The 17,402-nt window shown below is 48.6% G+C and carries 8 protein-coding genes; 1 reads left to right on the forward strand and 7 read right to left on the reverse strand.

The genetic code is table 11. From position 1 onward, the window contains the following. Positions 1–122: 122 nt before the first annotated feature. The 7 genes from IEV98_RS02905 to IEV98_RS02935 all read right to left on the reverse strand — a co-directional run bounded on the left by IEV98_RS02905 (position 123) and on the right by IEV98_RS02935 (position 14,299). A complete protein-coding gene (locus tag IEV98_RS02905) occupies positions 123–1,238 on the reverse strand; it encodes a FecR family protein (RefSeq protein WP_188504424.1) in 1,116 nt (371 codons plus the stop codon). A 91-nt stretch (positions 1,239–1,329) separates the two neighbouring features. Beyond that, the gene (locus IEV98_RS02910; protein WP_188504425.1) at positions 1,330–1,917 is read right to left on the reverse strand and encodes an RNA polymerase sigma factor; all 588 of its coding nucleotides are present in this window, start codon (positions 1,915–1,917) and stop codon (positions 1,330–1,332) included. Between the two features lie 358 nt (positions 1,918–2,275). Then, positions 2,276–4,258, reverse strand: a complete 1,983-nt coding sequence (locus IEV98_RS02915; protein WP_229738538.1) for a glycoside hydrolase family 97 protein — start codon at positions 4,256–4,258, stop codon at positions 2,276–2,278. Between the two features lie 162 nt (positions 4,259–4,420). Next, entirely contained in the window at positions 4,421–5,470 is a 1,050-nt protein-coding gene (locus IEV98_RS02920; RefSeq protein ID WP_188504426.1) for a phytase, read from the reverse strand. A gap of 43 nt (positions 5,471–5,513) precedes the next feature. Next, positions 5,514–8,366 carry a TonB-dependent receptor gene (locus IEV98_RS02925; protein ID WP_188504427.1) on the reverse strand — a complete coding sequence of 951 codons (2,853 nt, stop codon included), beginning with the start codon at positions 8,364–8,366 and terminating at the stop codon, positions 5,514–5,516. Between the two features lie 169 nt (positions 8,367–8,535). Further along, positions 8,536–11,790 carry a PVC-type heme-binding CxxCH protein gene (locus IEV98_RS02930; protein WP_188504428.1) on the reverse strand — a complete coding sequence of 1,085 codons (3,255 nt, stop codon included), beginning with the start codon at positions 11,788–11,790 and terminating at the stop codon, positions 8,536–8,538. A 241-nt stretch (positions 11,791–12,031) separates the two neighbouring features. Then, complete coding sequence (locus tag IEV98_RS02935) at positions 12,032–14,299, reverse strand: glycoside hydrolase family 20 protein (RefSeq protein ID WP_188504429.1); 2,268 nt, start codon at positions 14,297–14,299, stop codon at positions 12,032–12,034. Positions 14,300–14,425: 126 nt separating this feature from the next. Here IEV98_RS02935 and IEV98_RS02940 point away from each other — a divergent pair, with 126 nt between their 5' ends. Beyond that, entirely contained in the window at positions 14,426–17,323 is a 2,898-nt protein-coding gene (locus IEV98_RS02940; protein WP_188504430.1) for a ligand-binding sensor domain-containing protein, read from the forward strand. The last annotated feature ends 79 nt before the right edge of the window (positions 17,324–17,402 follow it).

Here is a 17,402-nt window from a genome sequence, read left to right on the forward strand (position 1 = left end):
ACTAAATGGCTTTCCGAACAAGACAGGGGAGATGCTGAAGACACTTCCCTGTTTGTTTTCCCTCGCTATCTGGCTATGTCGGTTTTCGTTCCATCGATTATTTTTTAGTGGTATGCATAAGGTTACTCGATATTTAGTTTGCGGCCTTCCAATCGGAAGGCTATACCCGAGAGTTCCAGGAATTCTAGGACGGTCCGCAGGCTCACGTCGCGGCCCATCTCACCCGAGAACGTGATGGCTGGGGGATTTCCGTCGCTGTAAACGACTTCCACGTCATACCATCGAGCCAGTTGCTTCATGACATCTTGGGCAGGTGTTCTTTTAAAGGAAAATACGCCCTTTCTCCAACTGGTGTATAGGCTGGTTTCTACCTGTCCGACCAAGGTTTCTGACCCCTTGATGGTGCTTTGTTGTCCCGGCGATAGCTTGGCCACCCGATTGGACGCCGGATTCCGTACCGCTATCGTGCCGTTCACCAGAGTCGTCGTCACGGTGTTTTCATCGCCATAGGCAGAAATGTTGAACTCCGTACCCAAAACTTCGATTTCCTGTACCCGACTGATGACTCTAAATGGTCTTTCGGCGTCTTTCGCGACGGAAAAGTAACCTTCGCCCTCGATTTCGACAACGCGTTCGCGCCCTTCAAATCTTGAAGGATACTTTAGTGTTGATGCTGCGTTCAGCCAAACTCTGGTACCGTCAGGCAATGTAACCTGATAAGTTCCTCCCCTAGGGGTATTGAGTACATAGTAGTCCGTCGTTAGACTGCCTTTCTCCATATCGAATCGGCGACCTTCCGGATTTTCGGACTTTCCCACTTCCGGGCTAACGGTTGAGCCGTCAAGGTAAGTAATCCCGTTTGCTATAATAATACCGGCCTGTTTGGAACTTAAATCGACCACGCGGCCGTCCGCGAGTGTCAGCGTGGCACGGTTACCGCCCGGAGCGATATCTTCCACAACGAATTTGTCCGCTGACGTCTTTTGACCATCGCTTACATATAACCCAATACTGACACCTGCCACCAGCACCACAGCCGCTGCGTACGGGAGCCACCGCAGAAATTTCCTCCTACCGGTATATCGCGAAGCAAAGGAAGCTTGCAGGTCATCCAACCCACTGGCTTCCCTCGCTGCATACCTATTGAACCACGCATGCAAGCGCACCCTCTCTTCGGGAGTACACTTCCCCTGCTTATACCGTTCAAACAATTGTCTGATTTCTTCGCGTTCGTGCATACGTGCTACAACTGGTCTCCAAAGGTTCTCATCCCTTTATGACGTTATACGACCGGGAAAGGCAAAGGTTATAGTTGATGGGATGAAAAATTTAAAAAAAAAGCGGGAATACACAAACCAACCGCTCTAGCTTACCGCGCAGCATGCGCATTGCTTGGTGTTTATGTTGCTTCACCGTACCTTCGGAAATAGCCATCCGTTTTGCAATTTCCTTATTGGTTAGGTTTTCGTTCCACGAGAACTCGTACACCTCCCGCATTTTCGGAGGCAGTTCGTTGACCTTTTCCTCGAGCAGTTGTTCCAGTTCGCGCACCAGTACCGTTTCCTCGGTGGTACTGACGCTCTGCCGTTCGAAGGCCAAGTAGGAGTTGATGTATTCATCGAGGTGCTTACTGCGGGCCATTCCGGTTAAGATACGATTGCGCAATACGGTATAGAGGTATCCTTTGATGTTGCCAGTGGTGTCAATACGATCGGCCTGTTGCCACACCTTGGAAAAAAGTTCCTGCACGGCGTCCTGGGCATCATCCTCGTCACGCAGCAAATGGTACGCCACCAAATACATATTGGCACGATGCCGCCCATAGAATGAGGCAAAAGCATCCCTGTCGCCTTGTTGGATACGCAAGACAAGCGCTTCGTCGCTCGAAGCATCTTTGCTATAGTAGCTTTGGTCCATAATTCCTCCCTTTAAACGGTGATGAGAACCTCAGGAGTAACAGGAGCGTGCCACGTTTATGTGATTAGTTTACTCCTACAAACGTAATTAAACTTTTTAATAAAATCCAAGAATTCAGGTGAAACACTTAAAACGCACCAAACGTAGATGTCGAACCGTACTATTCCAATCCTGGCTTCTAAGAAATACACTAACACATTGCCGGGAGCTACCGGCAAGTCGTCAATGTAAGCATCGGCATTTGCAAGCCTACTCTAGAGGTATGGTTGAAATCTGTGGAAGGGGAACCGTCCATTCTACTCCGTCCCCAAGCTCCGCCTGTGCGAATAAGCTGGTGCAATGAAATTATTTATAGGTGTTAATTTTTGATTAAATGCATGACCTGGCCACCACCTGCGGTCAAGGGTATGGTAATCACATCTTCATTTGTAACAGTCTTCAGTTCTATATTTACATCATTAGGATCGCTACTCACGTCAGCTCCATCGGTATAAAGCGTTGCTTTAAAAGTACCTTCAGGTAAAAAGTTCAATGGCACTTGTATCGTCCTAGCTTCAGTGTTATTTATCGTTCCGACGTACCAAGCTGCCCCTTTACGACGAGCCATGGTAACGAATTTATCAATCTCGGCATTAGGCACATGTGTTTCATCCCATGCTGTCGGCACTTTTTGCAAGAATTCAAAGCCAGGCTGGCCCTCATACGCTTCGGGATAATCAGCTACCATATTCAGATAGCTTTCCAACACCACGTACATGGCCAACATGTGACAACGAGTCCCTATCATCAGTGGTCTGGTATACTGCGTCTTAAACTTGGCTTCCGGAACAGCCCTGAATCCCCCTAAATGGTAATCTGCCGCTCCAGCCAGCAAACGCGTAAAAGCAATATCGAGATCGTGATCAGGGCTGACAGGCAACTCACTCCACTTGTTGAACTCGTAATTATGTGTCCCCTCCCGGGTAAATTCATTCGGATAAGTACGGTGCAGACCGGTCGGTTTATAGGCTCCGTGAAACTGGATGAACAGCTTGTGTTTCGCGGCTACATTCAGTATTTCTTCCTGGATGTTCACCATTTCCTGATCATCCCGCTCCAGGAAGTCAACCATCATTCCTTTTACACCCCATTTCTCAAATTGAGTAAACGCCTTTTCGAGATCAGGATAGATCGCCTTCCAGTGTACCCAAACATGGATATCAACGCCCTTTTCCTTTGCATAATCGCACACCTGCTGCATATTCAGACTCGGAACGGTTTGGGTAACATCGGTATGCGGCCCCACAACGCCATAACCCGCCGCGTCACTTTTGTACCATGCAAACCCACCGTAGCCAATTACAGAATGATATTCGATATGATTACGGGCGCAGAAGTCTATATAATACTTGTTTGTTTCAAAATTAACGCCCGGCGGAAAAATAGTATCAGGGACAATATCTCCATTCCACCAATGGAAAGAGGTCTTTCCCGGTTTTAGCCAAGACCAATCCGTTACCGGAGAGGGATCATTCAGGCTGGTCAGGATATTGGATTCTAGCAACTCACCGATCCGGTCGCTGATCATCATTACCCGCCACGGCGTGCGATGCGGCAGTTGCGCCTTTACCTTTTCTGTTGTCTGTCCCTGCAATGGAGACAGCTGGCTTTTAAGGATGCCGTCGCGCTTAGTCAGGTACATACCTGCATAGTCCCTCAAATTTGCCTCCGTTATGGCCATATAGACGTTATCCGAAAATTCAAACAGGGCCGGCATATCCATCAAGGTGTCTGCTGGAATCTCACTTACGGAAAGTTTCTGATAAAATCCTTCATGGGTATTGTTGTAATTATCCCATAGCAACGCACGAACCAATGGGTTACCCACAACATTAAATGAGCTGCCTTCATCCGTGAGTGTATAAGACGACCAGTTTTTTTGCTTAGGGAATTCGTACCTGAAGGCCAGACCGTCATCAAAAGCACGAATCACCAAGTGAAGCTGCCTTTCCGCTCCACCACGCTCTATCAACGGTATGATCACTTCATTATGCCGATCTCTTGCTGTCTTTGTTTTCCCAACGATCAGGTCATACGTTTCATCAACTTCGTCAAAACGGGCTTCCGGTCGTTTAAGATTTGTACCAAAACTACCACCCTCCTTAAATGACATGCTCAATTCGGAATCTTTTATCAGCACTTTTCCTTTGTATGTTACCTGGTATACGGGCAAATTGTCCGTGAGTTTAAAAGCGAATACAATATTGCCGTCCGGCGAGGTAAGCTTGATGTTCCGTTGAGCGTATATGGGTATCGCAATCAATAGGCAAAAAAATAAAGTGAGTTTTTGTAGCATATTCATGTTTTAATCCAAGTCTGGCATCGGCGAAATTTAGACAAACTTCATCGGACTTAAAAATTATAAAGTCCGTTTGTGTCAAAAAGACAATAGTCAGAAAGGATTTTCTGGAAAACAACAGTTCCAAACACAAAAACAGCAACAAGGTAATCGCAAAATGAGCGATTAATATTTTCCCGCGTCTATCCAGCTTTGGAAATCCTGCCAGTTGTAGTAGTGAAACGTCATGCCGTTGCTCATGGCCACAAACAGCCCTTTGGGATAAAGGCCTCCCAAATTGACTGCCGTCACATCTGCACCGTCACATTCGACAGTGGATACGGGCACCTCGGCAAGCAGCTCGTGTTGGTGCGGCTTACCCTGAAAGCCTTCACGTGGATACACGATAAACGTATTGGCTTGCTGATTTGACACCAGGATGTAGCCGGTACTATCACTGCTTTTATAAATGGCTATGCCTTCGTGGTCATCTTTTACCGCGCCCTGAGCGAATAGTGCCAGCTCGCCGTCGTTTCCCGCATCGGGGTCAGCGTGGTATTTCCTTACACCAACCCCCTCGTCCGAATAATAGACATATCCAAGCTCATTGTCCACGGCGATGGCTTCTATTTCCTTCTTTCCGCTATATTTTCCAAACCGGCGGACCACCGTAGCGGTTGCCGTTCCTGTTGATCCGTCCAACCGATATTGCCAGAGGTATCCATCCTGTGGCCCTGATTTTCTTCCCACAATTGCAAAAATGGCCGAATCTGCTTTCCGCGTATATAACGCGATTCCCATGGGTGCCTTTTCTTCCTCTCCTTCAAACACGGGGATTCCTCCGTTATCGATCGCGGTCAAATCTGGCAAACGGAATATCCTGATTTGATTATTTTCTCGTTCAGTCAATACAGCAACATCGATTAACGCATCACCATACTGTAGACCGTAGGCAATGTCTACATTGTTTGGACGCTTTAGGCCTGTTACTTTGTTAACAATGTTTCCATCCAGATCGTAAGCGAACAAACCACCGTCACTATCCTTATCCGTGCCTACAATGAGACTTTTGGATGAATCAATCGGATTGATCCAAATAGCTGGGTCGTCAGTATCGTGGGGTGTCGGTTGTGTAATTACAATTGGTTTCAGTGCATCTGCTCGAACGGGAGCCAGCCCCTCGTTGCAACTTAAGGCGACTAATGCCGTACCCGTCAGTCCGATTATTCTCCTCATATCAGATTCATTTTGTTAATAAAGATAAATTGTTTGGTTTTAATCACAAGTCCAATTTTAAGCCCAAATTGTACCGTGGGCGATAGTATTCCATTTGCATAGTACGTGAAGCAATTCCTTGATAATAGCGCAAGGGCTGGTTCGTGAGGTTATTTGCCTCTCCGAACAAACGCAGGTTTTTGGTAATGCGATAAGATGCATTCGCGTCCAGAAACGTTTGCTGGTCATAGTAACGATCCTCAAAAGCATTGCCCCCGAGTTCATCCAAGTAGGCGGCCGCATAATTGAGTGATAACCGTGCACTGAAGCGTTGATTCTCCCAAGAAATTGATGCATTGAGCATGTGAGGGGCAGTACCGGGTAAACTTAGCCCTGTGCGCTCTTCTCCATCTTCGTTGGTGATTCCTTTTGCACTCGATTCGGTAAACGTATAGTTGACATACAAACCGAAACCCTTCAGGAATTTATTCGAGAAAAAGTCCAATTGCCGTTGGAAAGCCAGTTCGAATCCATACACCTGTACATTCTCGCCATTCTGGGCTTGTACAAATGTCCAGTTTGCTCCGGCGGGAATGGGGTTGCTGAGGTCTGCGAAATCCCGGCCGAATTTTTCAGTTGTATATTGTTCGTCCCGCTTGTTGTAAATGAAATCATCAATGCTTTTGTAGAAAGTACCACCAGACACCAGGCCAATCGAACGGAAATAATACTCACCCATCAAATCAAAATTCCAAGCATAGGATGCAGCAAGATCGGGATTCCCCGCAAACAGCTCGTCATCGCTCGGACGCGAATCAACATAAGGCGCCAGGGCATAATAATTTGGCCGGGCGATGCCTGTGGTAAATGCCGCATGAAGCACCAAGTTGGCAGATGGATTATACTTGAAACTTAAGTTAGGCAGTATATTTACATAGCTATTCTCCACCTTGCGTTGGCCTTCCAGGTCTTCTTCATTTTCGATGATGTTGCCCGTATAAGTAATCCCGGTTCGTTCAACGCGAGCACCTAGGATCATCGATAGCTTATTACTAAAGTCCTGGTCCCAACGTAAGTACCCCGCCACAATGTTTTCTTTCGCGTGGTAGTTTGCCGCTAGGTACTCAGTAGGGTCAGCTTCTGGCTCAAACTGCGCAGCATCCGTCAACGGCAGCCCACTCAGGAAATCCCTCGATGGGAGGATACCGATGGCATATTTATCATCCGGATTCCATCGCATTCCGCGCAGATCGTTGACAGGAATCTGGTCGAGGTCGAAATTGATGTTACCAATCGGTGTATACTCGTAGAAGGTATTGTTCCGGTCTTTGGATTTCAGACGTACCCTGCCACCAAATCGCAGACGACCTTTCTGACCGGACACCACGTTCAAGGGTACTCGGAAATTCAATTTAGCACCGAACTCCTCCTCCACCGTCTTCTCGTTTTGTTCAGTTACTTTATCAAAGTCATAATCAGCCAACGCCGGATTATTTACATAGGTAAGTAAAGGTCGTCTCGTTGGGCCAAAATTGCTATGGAAGGCGATACCGGGTTCCTCTTCTGGCTCATCTTCATCAAATGGGATTTCATATTCAACGTACCGCTCGTTGGGTCGATATTCGCTCGCCCTGGCGAAGTTGGCGGACCAATCCATATCCAGCGATGGCCCAAAAAGATGGTTACCTCCCAGGCTATAATTTTGCACGCGTTGCTCTTCCAACCGCCGTTGTTTTACCCGGTTGGTATTAATACCACCTTTGGTTTCCAATGACATCGCACCTTGATAGCCAACGATGTTATCGTTCGCATCATAAGTGGGTATCAGATCCTTTGCATTCCAACGAAATCGGTTTTCCCAATCATCACGCCAATTGTACATGGCATTGATATACAACGAATGACTGGGGTTCAATTGAAAATCGAATGCCGCGGCCACGCTCCGTCTGGTACGACGTACATCGTATTTGCGGATGTCCTGTTCTTCAATATACACATTCCCAAAATCATCTTCAGCCCATACTGCTTCTACATTATCGGAACCATAGTCGTTGTCGTTGTACGAACCGCTGAGTACCATGCCGACATTATTATTGGCAAATCGATTGCCGTATACAAATGCACCGGTATAGGCAGCTTTCTCGCGAATGGGATTATAGCCACCACCGATCGTGGCTGATATCCGTTGGCCGTTGGGGGCGGCTCTTGTCACCAAATTCACCGATCCTCCTATCGCATCGGCATCCATATCCGGCGTCAGTGTTTTATTCACGACGATGGTTTGGATCATATCTGCAGGAATCAGGTCCATCTGTACGTTTCGGTTATCACCTTCTGCTGAAGGAATACGGTCGCCGTTCAGCGTCACTGAATTTAAGGACGGTGCCAAACCACGCACAATGATGTTGCGTGCTTCGCCCTGATCATTCTGCATGGTAATTCCGGGTACCCGTTTCAGTGCGTCACCGATATTGGCATCAGGAAAACGCCCCACTTGATCAGCACTGATTACGTTCGTAATATTGGGATTGTTTTTCTGCTGGTTCAGTGCGGCGGCCTGCCCCCGCAAGCGATCGCCCATGACTACCACTTCGCCAAGTTCGGTACCACCTGCTTCCAAAGCAAAGCCCAACTCCGTGTTCTGTCCAGATTGTACCGTTACCGTAGCCGTTTGCGTACGATACCCAAGATAATTCACAGCTACTTCATAAGTACCGGCCGGTATACCCAGAAATTCATAGTCGCCCGTCTGTGTAGAAATCGTGTAGCGGTTGTTTGTGGTAATTCGAAGTGTGGCACCGGGCAATGATAGCCGAGTTGCATGGTCGATAACCCGCCCTGAAATCACGCCACTTTGCTGTGCAACGCCGGGCAAGAAAAACAACGCAACAAAAAAAAGTGTAAATAGGTATCGCATAGTTAATTTTTTTTGCAATACTATTTCACTCAGATTAACTAACCGTTATCCGTAAATCAATTAATGAATCAATTTGGTTTTTTAGCTCGGGCTATAGCTCCCAGGAATACACCAATATATCGCCCGGAGCTACCGACAACTTATTGATGTACGCGGTTGACAGCAGTATTTATTGTACTTTTAAGATACCCTGCATGATCCGCCAATGGCCGGGGAAGGTGCAGATAAACGGGTAATCCCCCGGAGCATCCGGCGCCTCGAAATCCAATTGATACGTCTCTCCAGCATTGACCAGCGGCGTGGCAAAGAGCACCTCCGGCATATCGGGCACGAACTGCTTTTCGTAGCCATCCGCCAGGCTGGCCATGCCATCGGCAGCTGTACCCACCTTTTCTGTATCCCCCGGCTTCACCACCACGATGTTGTGTGGCATCTGGTCGCTGTTGTCGAATAGCAACGATACCGATTTGCCTGCTGAAACGGTAAGCACTTCCTGATCGAAGGCCATTTTGCCGGGCAAAGCCTTGAGGTGTAGCACAACTTCCCCCAGTTCCTGTTCGGGCTTTTTGGCTGCAGCTTGGTCGACCGCTGACTGCGGCTCCAGGATATCCCGGTTGTTATCGTGAAACCGCTCCACGGCAACCGCGCCTTCCAGTTGCTCGAAGTCGCCCGCGGATAGCGGATCGACACCATATTTGCCATGACCGGGGTCGTCAGTGATGAAGCCCGGCACCTGCAATTCTTTTGCGGAGGCAAGTGGCCGAAGCAACGCATACGCCTTCTCTGGCTCATCGGCCAGGAAGCGCTTGTCTTTCCTGAACATCTCCATCCACACCGGCTTCAGGTGTTTGAAGGATTCTCCCAGTGCATAACCGATGTAATCGTCTACGGGCAATTCGGTCGCCGCGAGCAGCGCCCTCACCGTTCCTTCCGTTTCGAAATGACTTAATGCCGCAATCGCCTCCAGCCGTACCCGGGGCGAGGGGTCTTCAGACATGGCGACGAGCCTGTCGTGGAAGTCGCTGATCCCGTCCGACCAGTATCGCAACACGCGCGTGGCCGCCGCACGGACATGATGGTCTTTACTGGCCAGCAGTTCGTCCAGAAGCCCTTTGTTAACTACGTTGAATTGCTGGTAGACCCAAAGGCCCTCCAGCCGATGCTGTTCTACTTCCGGTTCCTTGGTGTTCAGACCGGCAATCCAATCCTTCACAGCGGGGAGCACCTCATCGGCCGCGAACTCGCGCAGTTGCCGCCTCGCGCGGTAACGCGTACGGTCCTCTGGGGTTTTGAGTTGGTCAAGTAGTCCGTCGATGCCCATGCGGCTTAGGTCGACCGGCGCCAATGTGGGCTTATCCTTATGGGTGATCCGCCAGATACGGCCACGCGTATGGTCCCGCAACGGATCGCGGAATGCCTGCTCACCATGCTGGATAATCGGATCATACCAATCCACCACGTACAGCGCACCGTCTGGACCAAACTGCAGGTCAACCGGACGGAAATTGGGATCTTTAGACTGCAACAGCGGTGTGATCTCATGAGCCACGATGCCACTCCCCTCTTCCAATACCTTGTGCTGCCGGATGCCCTGGAAACCAATGAATGTATTGAACAGTACATTGCCCTGTGCGCTGTCAGGGAAGGCCCGGCTCGATATGATTTCAATGCCGCATGTCTTCGGCTTGGATGACGTGGTCAGGAAGTCTTTCATGCCCATATGCTTCTTCGGGTAGTCAATGGCCACCGTGAGCGGCGGGGCGAAGTAGTTCATTCCCGTAGACACATCGGCAATGAGGTGCGTTCCGTCACGGGTGAACACATTGCCCCAGGGATTGGCGTACGGATAAGAGATGTATTCGTCAAATTTCATTGTTCGCGGTTCATACCGCCAGGTATTGCCGTAAGCACCCCGGCGTGGTCCGTATGGCGTCTCCACCTGGGTGTGCAGGAAGGTTCCCATGTGCATGTACAGTGCCCCGTCGGGTCCCCATTCATACGTATTGAGTGTATGATGGGAATCCTCCGTTCCGAAACCCGAGAGCAGTGTCTGCCGTGTGTCGGCATGGCCGTCACCGTCGGTATCTTTCAGGAACACAAAGTCCGGCGCCTGGGTAAGGTATACCCCACCGTCACCCAGCTCGAAGCCGAGTGGCAAGTAAAGGCTGTCGGCAAACACGGTGTGCGTGTCGGCCCTGCCGTCGCCATCGGTATCTTCCAGTACAATGATCTTGTCATTGGGTGGATTTCCGGGTGTGTAATGCGGGTATGCCGGCATGGTGGCCGCCCACAGCCTGCCCTGGGCGTCGAACGTAATCGATACCGGGTTAGCCAGCGGGAAGTCCAGTTCGGAAGCAAAGAGCTCGATCTCATAGCCTTCCTGCAACACGAACTGCGATTTGGCAATCTCCAAGTCCTTCGCTGTGGTAAGCGTACGGGCCTGTTTTCCTTCATCCGCTTCGGAATCGATGATCTTCTTGACGTTATCCCAGTCCACCGCCGCACCCTCACTAGCGTTCGCCCAAATCATACTATCGAGGCGGACAACCATCCGGTCGATGTCCTGCAGCTCGGTGGGCAGCGACCCACCGCCCGCCCATTCGCGACGCCGACCGTAGATGTATTCACCGTTTTGGGCCTTGTGCCGGTAAAAGAAATGCCTGTTCTTCGTGGCCACCAGTTCTTTCAACGCGGCCACATGCGAATCTTCAGGCCAACTGGTTAGCGGTAGATCCAGCATTTCGGCCATCAGGCCGCTCACAATCCGGTATCCACTATCATTCAGGTGGATGCCGTTCGTTGTCAACGAATCATCCCCCGCTTCCATCAGTTTCTTGGTAGGGGCATACAGGTCGATAAAGGGAATATCCAGCGACCGGGCCACCTCCCGCATACCGCGGGTGTAAGCCTTCAGATTCCTATTGTGCTCAGTGGGGTCGGGAAGGAAGCCTCCAAGCTTTTCATGCGCGATCGGCGACACCAGAATGACCTGGGGAGGGGTCTTGCCATCATAGCTGTGCGCCTGCATGCCCGAAAGCAGACCGCGCAGGTCTTCCTTGAAAGCATCCAAGCTATCCAGCCCCTTAAACGCTTCGTTCATGCCGAAGCATGCAATGATCACGTTGGCACCCTGCTGGTGGAGATGCTCGTCGAGTGTGCCGAAATTCAGGGGACGCGGACGCAGGCGGACTTCATCGGCACTCCAACCCAGGTTCCTCACCCGGAGGTTGTGCTCCGGGAAACTCCGGTACAGCAGTGTCTCGAAATAATTGCTCCGCTGCAACCCCTCGGCAAATGAATTACCGATGATCACGATGCTGCTGTTCGGTGCCGGCGTAAGTGGCCGTATCTCCGCCTCCTGCTGGCAGGATAAAAATGAAATAAGGAGGGCGATCACCAAACCGTAACTTAAGGCTCTTTTCATGTCAACTTTGATCTTATTTAGCAAATTGGGCAAGAATCATCTACATACATCACTATGATAGACAGGATAATCCTCGCCTTTAGGCATCAAAGGAGAATATGGTATCATTGATTTCAGTAACTGGTTCAAGATACAAGAATATGGATAGTTATCCGTGTATACAAATACTGGATTAGCACAGACAAATACTGGATTGGCGAATTTCTATCCCTACCTCCGGAGTCCATAAATGGAATCCCCATCAATACACCACTACCTCATCCGTAAGCAATAGTGCATTTTGGGCATTGGTGGCCACAACTCGAACATACCTCGCAGTTTGCGTCGTATCGAAATCGAACGTATAGGTTTTTACCTTGCGGAATTTTTCTTCGGGCGGCAGGTCGTTGGTCAGGCTTCCAACTTCCCTAAAGTTCTTCCCATTGTCAGATAGCAACACCGTCACTTCTCCGGGTTGATAAGCGTGGACACTGGCATCCTGTAGAAACCGGATCGTAACCGTATTCAGTGCTTCCCGCCGCTCAAAATCCACCGTCACATCAACGTTGTTTGTAAAACCCTGCCACTGTCCATCATCAGGACCCTTCCCTCCTTTTTGGCCATTCAACAGTGTGCTGTCTTGCTGTGCCGGATAGGCAGCATCCCAAGGGGTTTGATATGCAATGCTCTTCCCAATGGCTCTATGGATATCAGCTTTGGCCACGGCTATTGGCCCGACACGGCCCGAATCAACAAAATAAGCAGCTTGAATAGTGGCGGGCATGGCCAGTTCGATAGGTTTGGTATACAGCGGTGATTTAGCATCGGGCTCCTGCCCGTCTGTCGTGTACCGGATTCCAAGCCGATGTTGCTCCGTCACTAACGAAATGGTATTTGTCAGCGTATCGGGATTGAAAGTGACGTCGATATCGACCCCATAAGACGGTCGGTAATAGTTGGTGTTCAGCTGCTGTAACAGCCGATAATGCGCTTGCAAGCGCCTGTAAAAATCATCCCAGTCGCGATTTTTGGTATCTGACCATACTACCTCTGCCAAGGCGAGCGCACGAGGAAAAACCATATATTCAACATGCTCCGTGGTAGGCATATATTCCGTCCAAACATTTCCCTGCGCACCTAATATGTGCTTGGCCTTGTCAGCGGCAACACCCGCCGGCATGGGATCGTAGGCGTATACAGCAGATAAGGGTATGTAACCTCCGATAGCCTCCGGCTGGGTACGTGGATCGCTTTGATAATAATCAAAATAAAGATGTGAGGTTGGCGTCATGATGACGTCATGCCCTGCATTTGCTGCTTGAACACCCCTTGCTTCTCCCCGCCAACTCATCACCGTAGCTCCCGGCGGCAGCCCACCTTCCTGTATTTCGTCCCATCCGATCAGTTTCTTCCCTCTTGATCGCAAAAAACTGTCGATACGCCCTACTGCATAATGTTGCAGTTTGCCGACTTCCTTCAGCCCTTTTTCTTCCATCCGCGCTTTGCACTTGGCGCATGAGGTCCAGGATTCCTTATTGACTTCATCGCCACCGATATGAATATATTCAGAAGGGAAGATAGCGGTTACTTCGTCCAGTACATTGGTGAGAAAAAGAAAAGTCTCCTCATTGCCTATACAGAACTCGGCGTGGTGATAGGGTTTACCGGTACAGGATAACTGGGGGTAAACCGCAAGCACCTCTTCCGAATGCCCCGGCATTTCGATCTCGGGTATAATGGTAATGCCCTTTCGCATCGCATAAGCTACCAACTCACGTGCTTCGGCCTGCGTATAATAGCCACCGCTTGCATTGGGAGCTCCCGCTTCCAAATACCGTCGCCCATGCTGTTGCCAATCTTTCCAGACTGCGTGGGTTCGCCAAGCGGCTTTCTGCGTAAGTTCAGGATATTTTTTGATTTCCAGCCGCCAGCCCGCTCCGTCGGTAAGGTGCCAATGGAAGGTATTGAATTTATAAAGTGCCATCAGGTCGATGAACTTCTTCAAGAACGATAGGGGATAAAAATGCCGCGAAACATCGAGATGAAGCCCCCGGTAGACAAACCGTGGCCTATCTTCGATTAGCATAGCCGGCAATTCACCTCCGGCTGACTGTGTATAGGCCAGTTGTAACACCGTAAGTATACCGTTAAGCATAGCCGCAGGTTGGTGTGCCGTGATGATGATACCGCTCGTATCCACCACCAGGCGGTAAGCATCTGCAGCAAGGCGGTCCATATCACGGGCCTGAATAAGCCGTACCCCCGATCCGGGAATACGTTTATAAGACTTGATGCGCTCGACCGCCATAAAACGGGCTACGGGGTGTTCGGCCAATAAGGTAGCAATATCAACGAACGGTTCAAATGCATAGATCGATGTTACCGAAGGAAATACGTACTTCCCTTCATGCATTTCCACAAGAGTAGGCCTAGGGATGATGGGAACCTCATTTTGGGCGAAGGCGGGCATTGCCACGATAAGCGGCACAGCCAGCAAACCCAACAACAAGCGGGATGCATATTGAGCCATGCGAATCTGTTTGTTTTTAATGTATCTGACACAAACTTACTCAAAATACACAAATTATACAATTATCATTACCTTTGCTATTGGAAAAACGCTAGCCATTTCTCGCCGAGTACTGGAAAAAAATCGATGAAACAAGCCTTCTTTTTCTTTTGTTTTCTTACGTCTGTATTAGCCGGATTCGCCCAACACCGGGTGGCAATCCCTCAAATCATTAACTATAACAACAATCAATATAAGGGTGGGCTGCAGAATTGGGATATTGCGCAAGACTCCAATGGCATTATGTACTTTGGCAACAACGAAGGGTTGCTCACCTTCAATGGCCGCTATTGGGACATCCATGCACTCCCCAACGCAACGGTTGTAAGGTCTATAGCTATCGACAAAAACAACCGGATATATGTAGGAGGACAAGATGAATTAGGTTATTTCGAAGCCGATAGTACGGGTATGCTGCAGTATCATTCTTTGGTGAGCCTCATCCCCGACGGAGAACGCAAATTTGCCGATGTGTGGGATATCGCCATAGTGGGTAATGAGGCATTTTTCAGGGCTAACACCAAAATACTTCATTATAAGGATGGCCTAATCACGGTAGACAAAGCCAATACGGAATGGCAATTTCTTGGTGGAGCGGAGGGCGCACTTTATGCGCAAGCCATGGATCAGGGTATTCTGCGGTATGAAGCTGGGTTTTGGAAACCGTTGACCGACCACCCTGAACTTGATGGAAATATCGTGACGGCTATTATGCCCTATAGCCAAGACACCCTTTTGGTTACGACGCTAAAACGCGGCCTCTTCTACCTTACCGGAAACACCTTGGTGCCGAAAAAAACGCCTCTGGATGACCTGTTTTCGGTGGACCGTATCTATTGTGCCCTCCCCGTAAATGCGGATTGGTTCGTTTTCGGGACAACATCCGCCGGCGTGCTGATCATGGATAGGGCGAATAAGCTGGTGCAGCAATACATCTATGGGGAAGGGCTGCAGAAAAACAATGTCCGGAATGTGTTCATCGACCGTAATAGAAACTTATGGTTGGCTCTTGATGATGGGATTGATTTCATCGCCGTAAACAGCGCCGTAAAATACATTCATCCCAATAAAACAAATCCGACGAGCAGTTATGCAATTCGCCTATTTGACGATCATTTATACATCGGCACGTCAAATGGATTGTATGCATCCGTAGTTGATAGGACGCAAAAGGATATCAGTCTTTCTAACGCCGATTTTTCTGAAGTAAGCGACACCGAGGGCCAGGTGTGGAGCCTTAGTGAAATAAACAACCGCCTGTTAATGGGGCATGAAGACGGTGGGTTTGAGATCGTGGCACAATCCGCACGGAAGATTTACACCATACCCGGTACCTGGCTATATCAACCTTTATCAAGGGTATTTCCCACTCACCATCTTATTGCGGGCACCTACCTAGGCCTGCAACATCTTACCTTCGACCATCATAATTTCAGTGATGCCGGTCGTATCGATGGCCCCTACGAGTCGTTACGATTTATCTATTATGACGATCACGACCATACCATCTGGGCATCGCATCCCTACCGGGGAATTTTCAAACTTCACCTATCGCAAGATAACCGTACCGTCGTCAAACAAAAAACGTACACCGAGCAAAATGGGCTTCCATCCACCCTCTATAATTATCTCTTCTTCATCAAGAATAAAATCACAATAGCCACCAACGATGGCATCTATGAATATGACACGGCAACAGACCGATTTGTCCCGTCGTCTTTATTTTATAAGCAATTCAAAGGCCTGGAAATCCAGTACCTTAAAGAAGATGATAACGGCAATGTTTGGTTTATCAGTCATAAAAAATTGGGGATTGCCGATTTTAACCTTCCAAATGGTGATGTTCCCTTTTCCATCACTTATTTTCCTGAATTGAATGGTAAAGTGCTTGGTGGTTTCGAAACCATCTATCCGTTAAATGATGAGAATATCTTCATCGGCGCCAATAAGGGCGCGATACATCTTAATTTCAAACGATACAAAGAAGGAATCAGCAAACCGGATGTATTACTTAGTCTTGTAAAGGTGATAGATAGCGACAAGCAGGAAAAAACCTTATATGGAGGCCATAAAACTACCAAACTTACCTCGCCCATACTGGACTACCAATCCAATTCATTTCATTTTTCCTTTTCCACGACGCTATACGACCAGCAAGAAAATGTGGAATTCAGCTATGTGCTGGAAGGGTTTGACAAGGCATGGTCACTATGGAATAACCGGAGTGAAAAGGAATATACCAACCTTCCCCCCGGCGATTACGTCTTTAAAGTGAAATCAAGGAATAGCAAAGGCAACGAATCTGCGATCAGCAACTATCCATTTGTCATTTCTCCACCCTGGTATGCCAATCCACTGAGTTATACGATCTATGCCATACTCATCTGCTTCCTCATTTTCCTACTGTTTAAATGGCAGAAAAGGAAGTTGCAGCAAAAACATGAACGCGAGTTGTACTTAAACCAGCTGGAACTCGATCGAAGTGAAAAAGAGGTTGTACGACTCAAAAATGAAAAGCTGGAAACAGAAATCATGTTCAAAAATAAGGAGTTAGCCAATATGACCATGCACCTTATCCAACGAGGCGAAGTACTCGCCAAAATCAAGGAAACCATACTATCCGTGGTAAAGAAACATGATTTCAGCGATAGCACCATCAACTTCAGGCAATTGATTCGACTCATCCGCAATGCCGAACGTACCGACGAAGATTGGGAGCAATTCAGCTTGCACTTCAATCACGTGAATGAAGGTTTCTTCACAGGTCTCAAAGACCACTATCCCGAGTTGACACCCAATGAGCTCAAATTATGCGCCTTCCTGCGCATGAACCTATCCTCTAAAGAAATCGCGCAGTTGATGAATATCACGATTAAGGCCGTGGAAGTAGGAAGATACCGTTTACGCAAAAAACTTAGATTGGATCCAGAACAGAATCTCTACGAGTTTTTATTGCATATCGCTGTTACCGAAAAACAACCTTGAATCTCTCCGGCGGCTTCAAAAAATCAAACACTTATGAATCAGAACAATAACTCAGCATTGTAGTGGTATTGTAGGTCTA

Source organism: Parapedobacter pyrenivorans (genome assembly GCF_014636865.1).
Classification (GTDB): domain Bacteria; phylum Bacteroidota; class Bacteroidia; order Sphingobacteriales; family Sphingobacteriaceae; genus Parapedobacter; species Parapedobacter pyrenivorans.

Bases quoted from the DNA above. Each gene is read 5' to 3' on its own strand.
- IEV98_RS02935 (WP_188504429.1), bottom strand. From the start codon at position 14,299: ATGGCTCAATATGCATCCCGCTTGTTGTTGGGTTTGCTGGCTGTGCCG.
- IEV98_RS02920 (WP_188504426.1), bottom strand. From the start codon at position 5,470: ATGAGGAGAATAATCGGACTGACGGGTACGGCATTAGTCGCCTTAAGT.
- IEV98_RS02925 (WP_188504427.1), bottom strand. From the start codon at position 8,366: ATGCGATACCTATTTACACTTTTTTTTGTTGCGTTGTTTTTCTTGCCC.
- IEV98_RS02930 (WP_188504428.1), bottom strand. From the start codon at position 11,790: ATGAAAAGAGCCTTAAGTTACGGTTTGGTGATCGCCCTCCTTATTTCA.
- IEV98_RS02940 (WP_188504430.1), top strand. From the start codon at position 14,426: ATGAAACAAGCCTTCTTTTTCTTTTGTTTTCTTACGTCTGTATTAGCC.
- IEV98_RS02905 (WP_188504424.1), bottom strand. From the start codon at position 1,238: ATGCACGAACGCGAAGAAATCAGACAATTGTTTGAACGGTATAAGCAG.
- IEV98_RS02915 (WP_229738538.1), bottom strand. From the start codon at position 4,258: ATGAATATGCTACAAAAACTCACTTTATTTTTTTGCCTATTGATTGCG.
- IEV98_RS02910 (WP_188504425.1), bottom strand. From the start codon at position 1,917: ATGGACCAAAGCTACTATAGCAAAGATGCTTCGAGCGACGAAGCGCTT.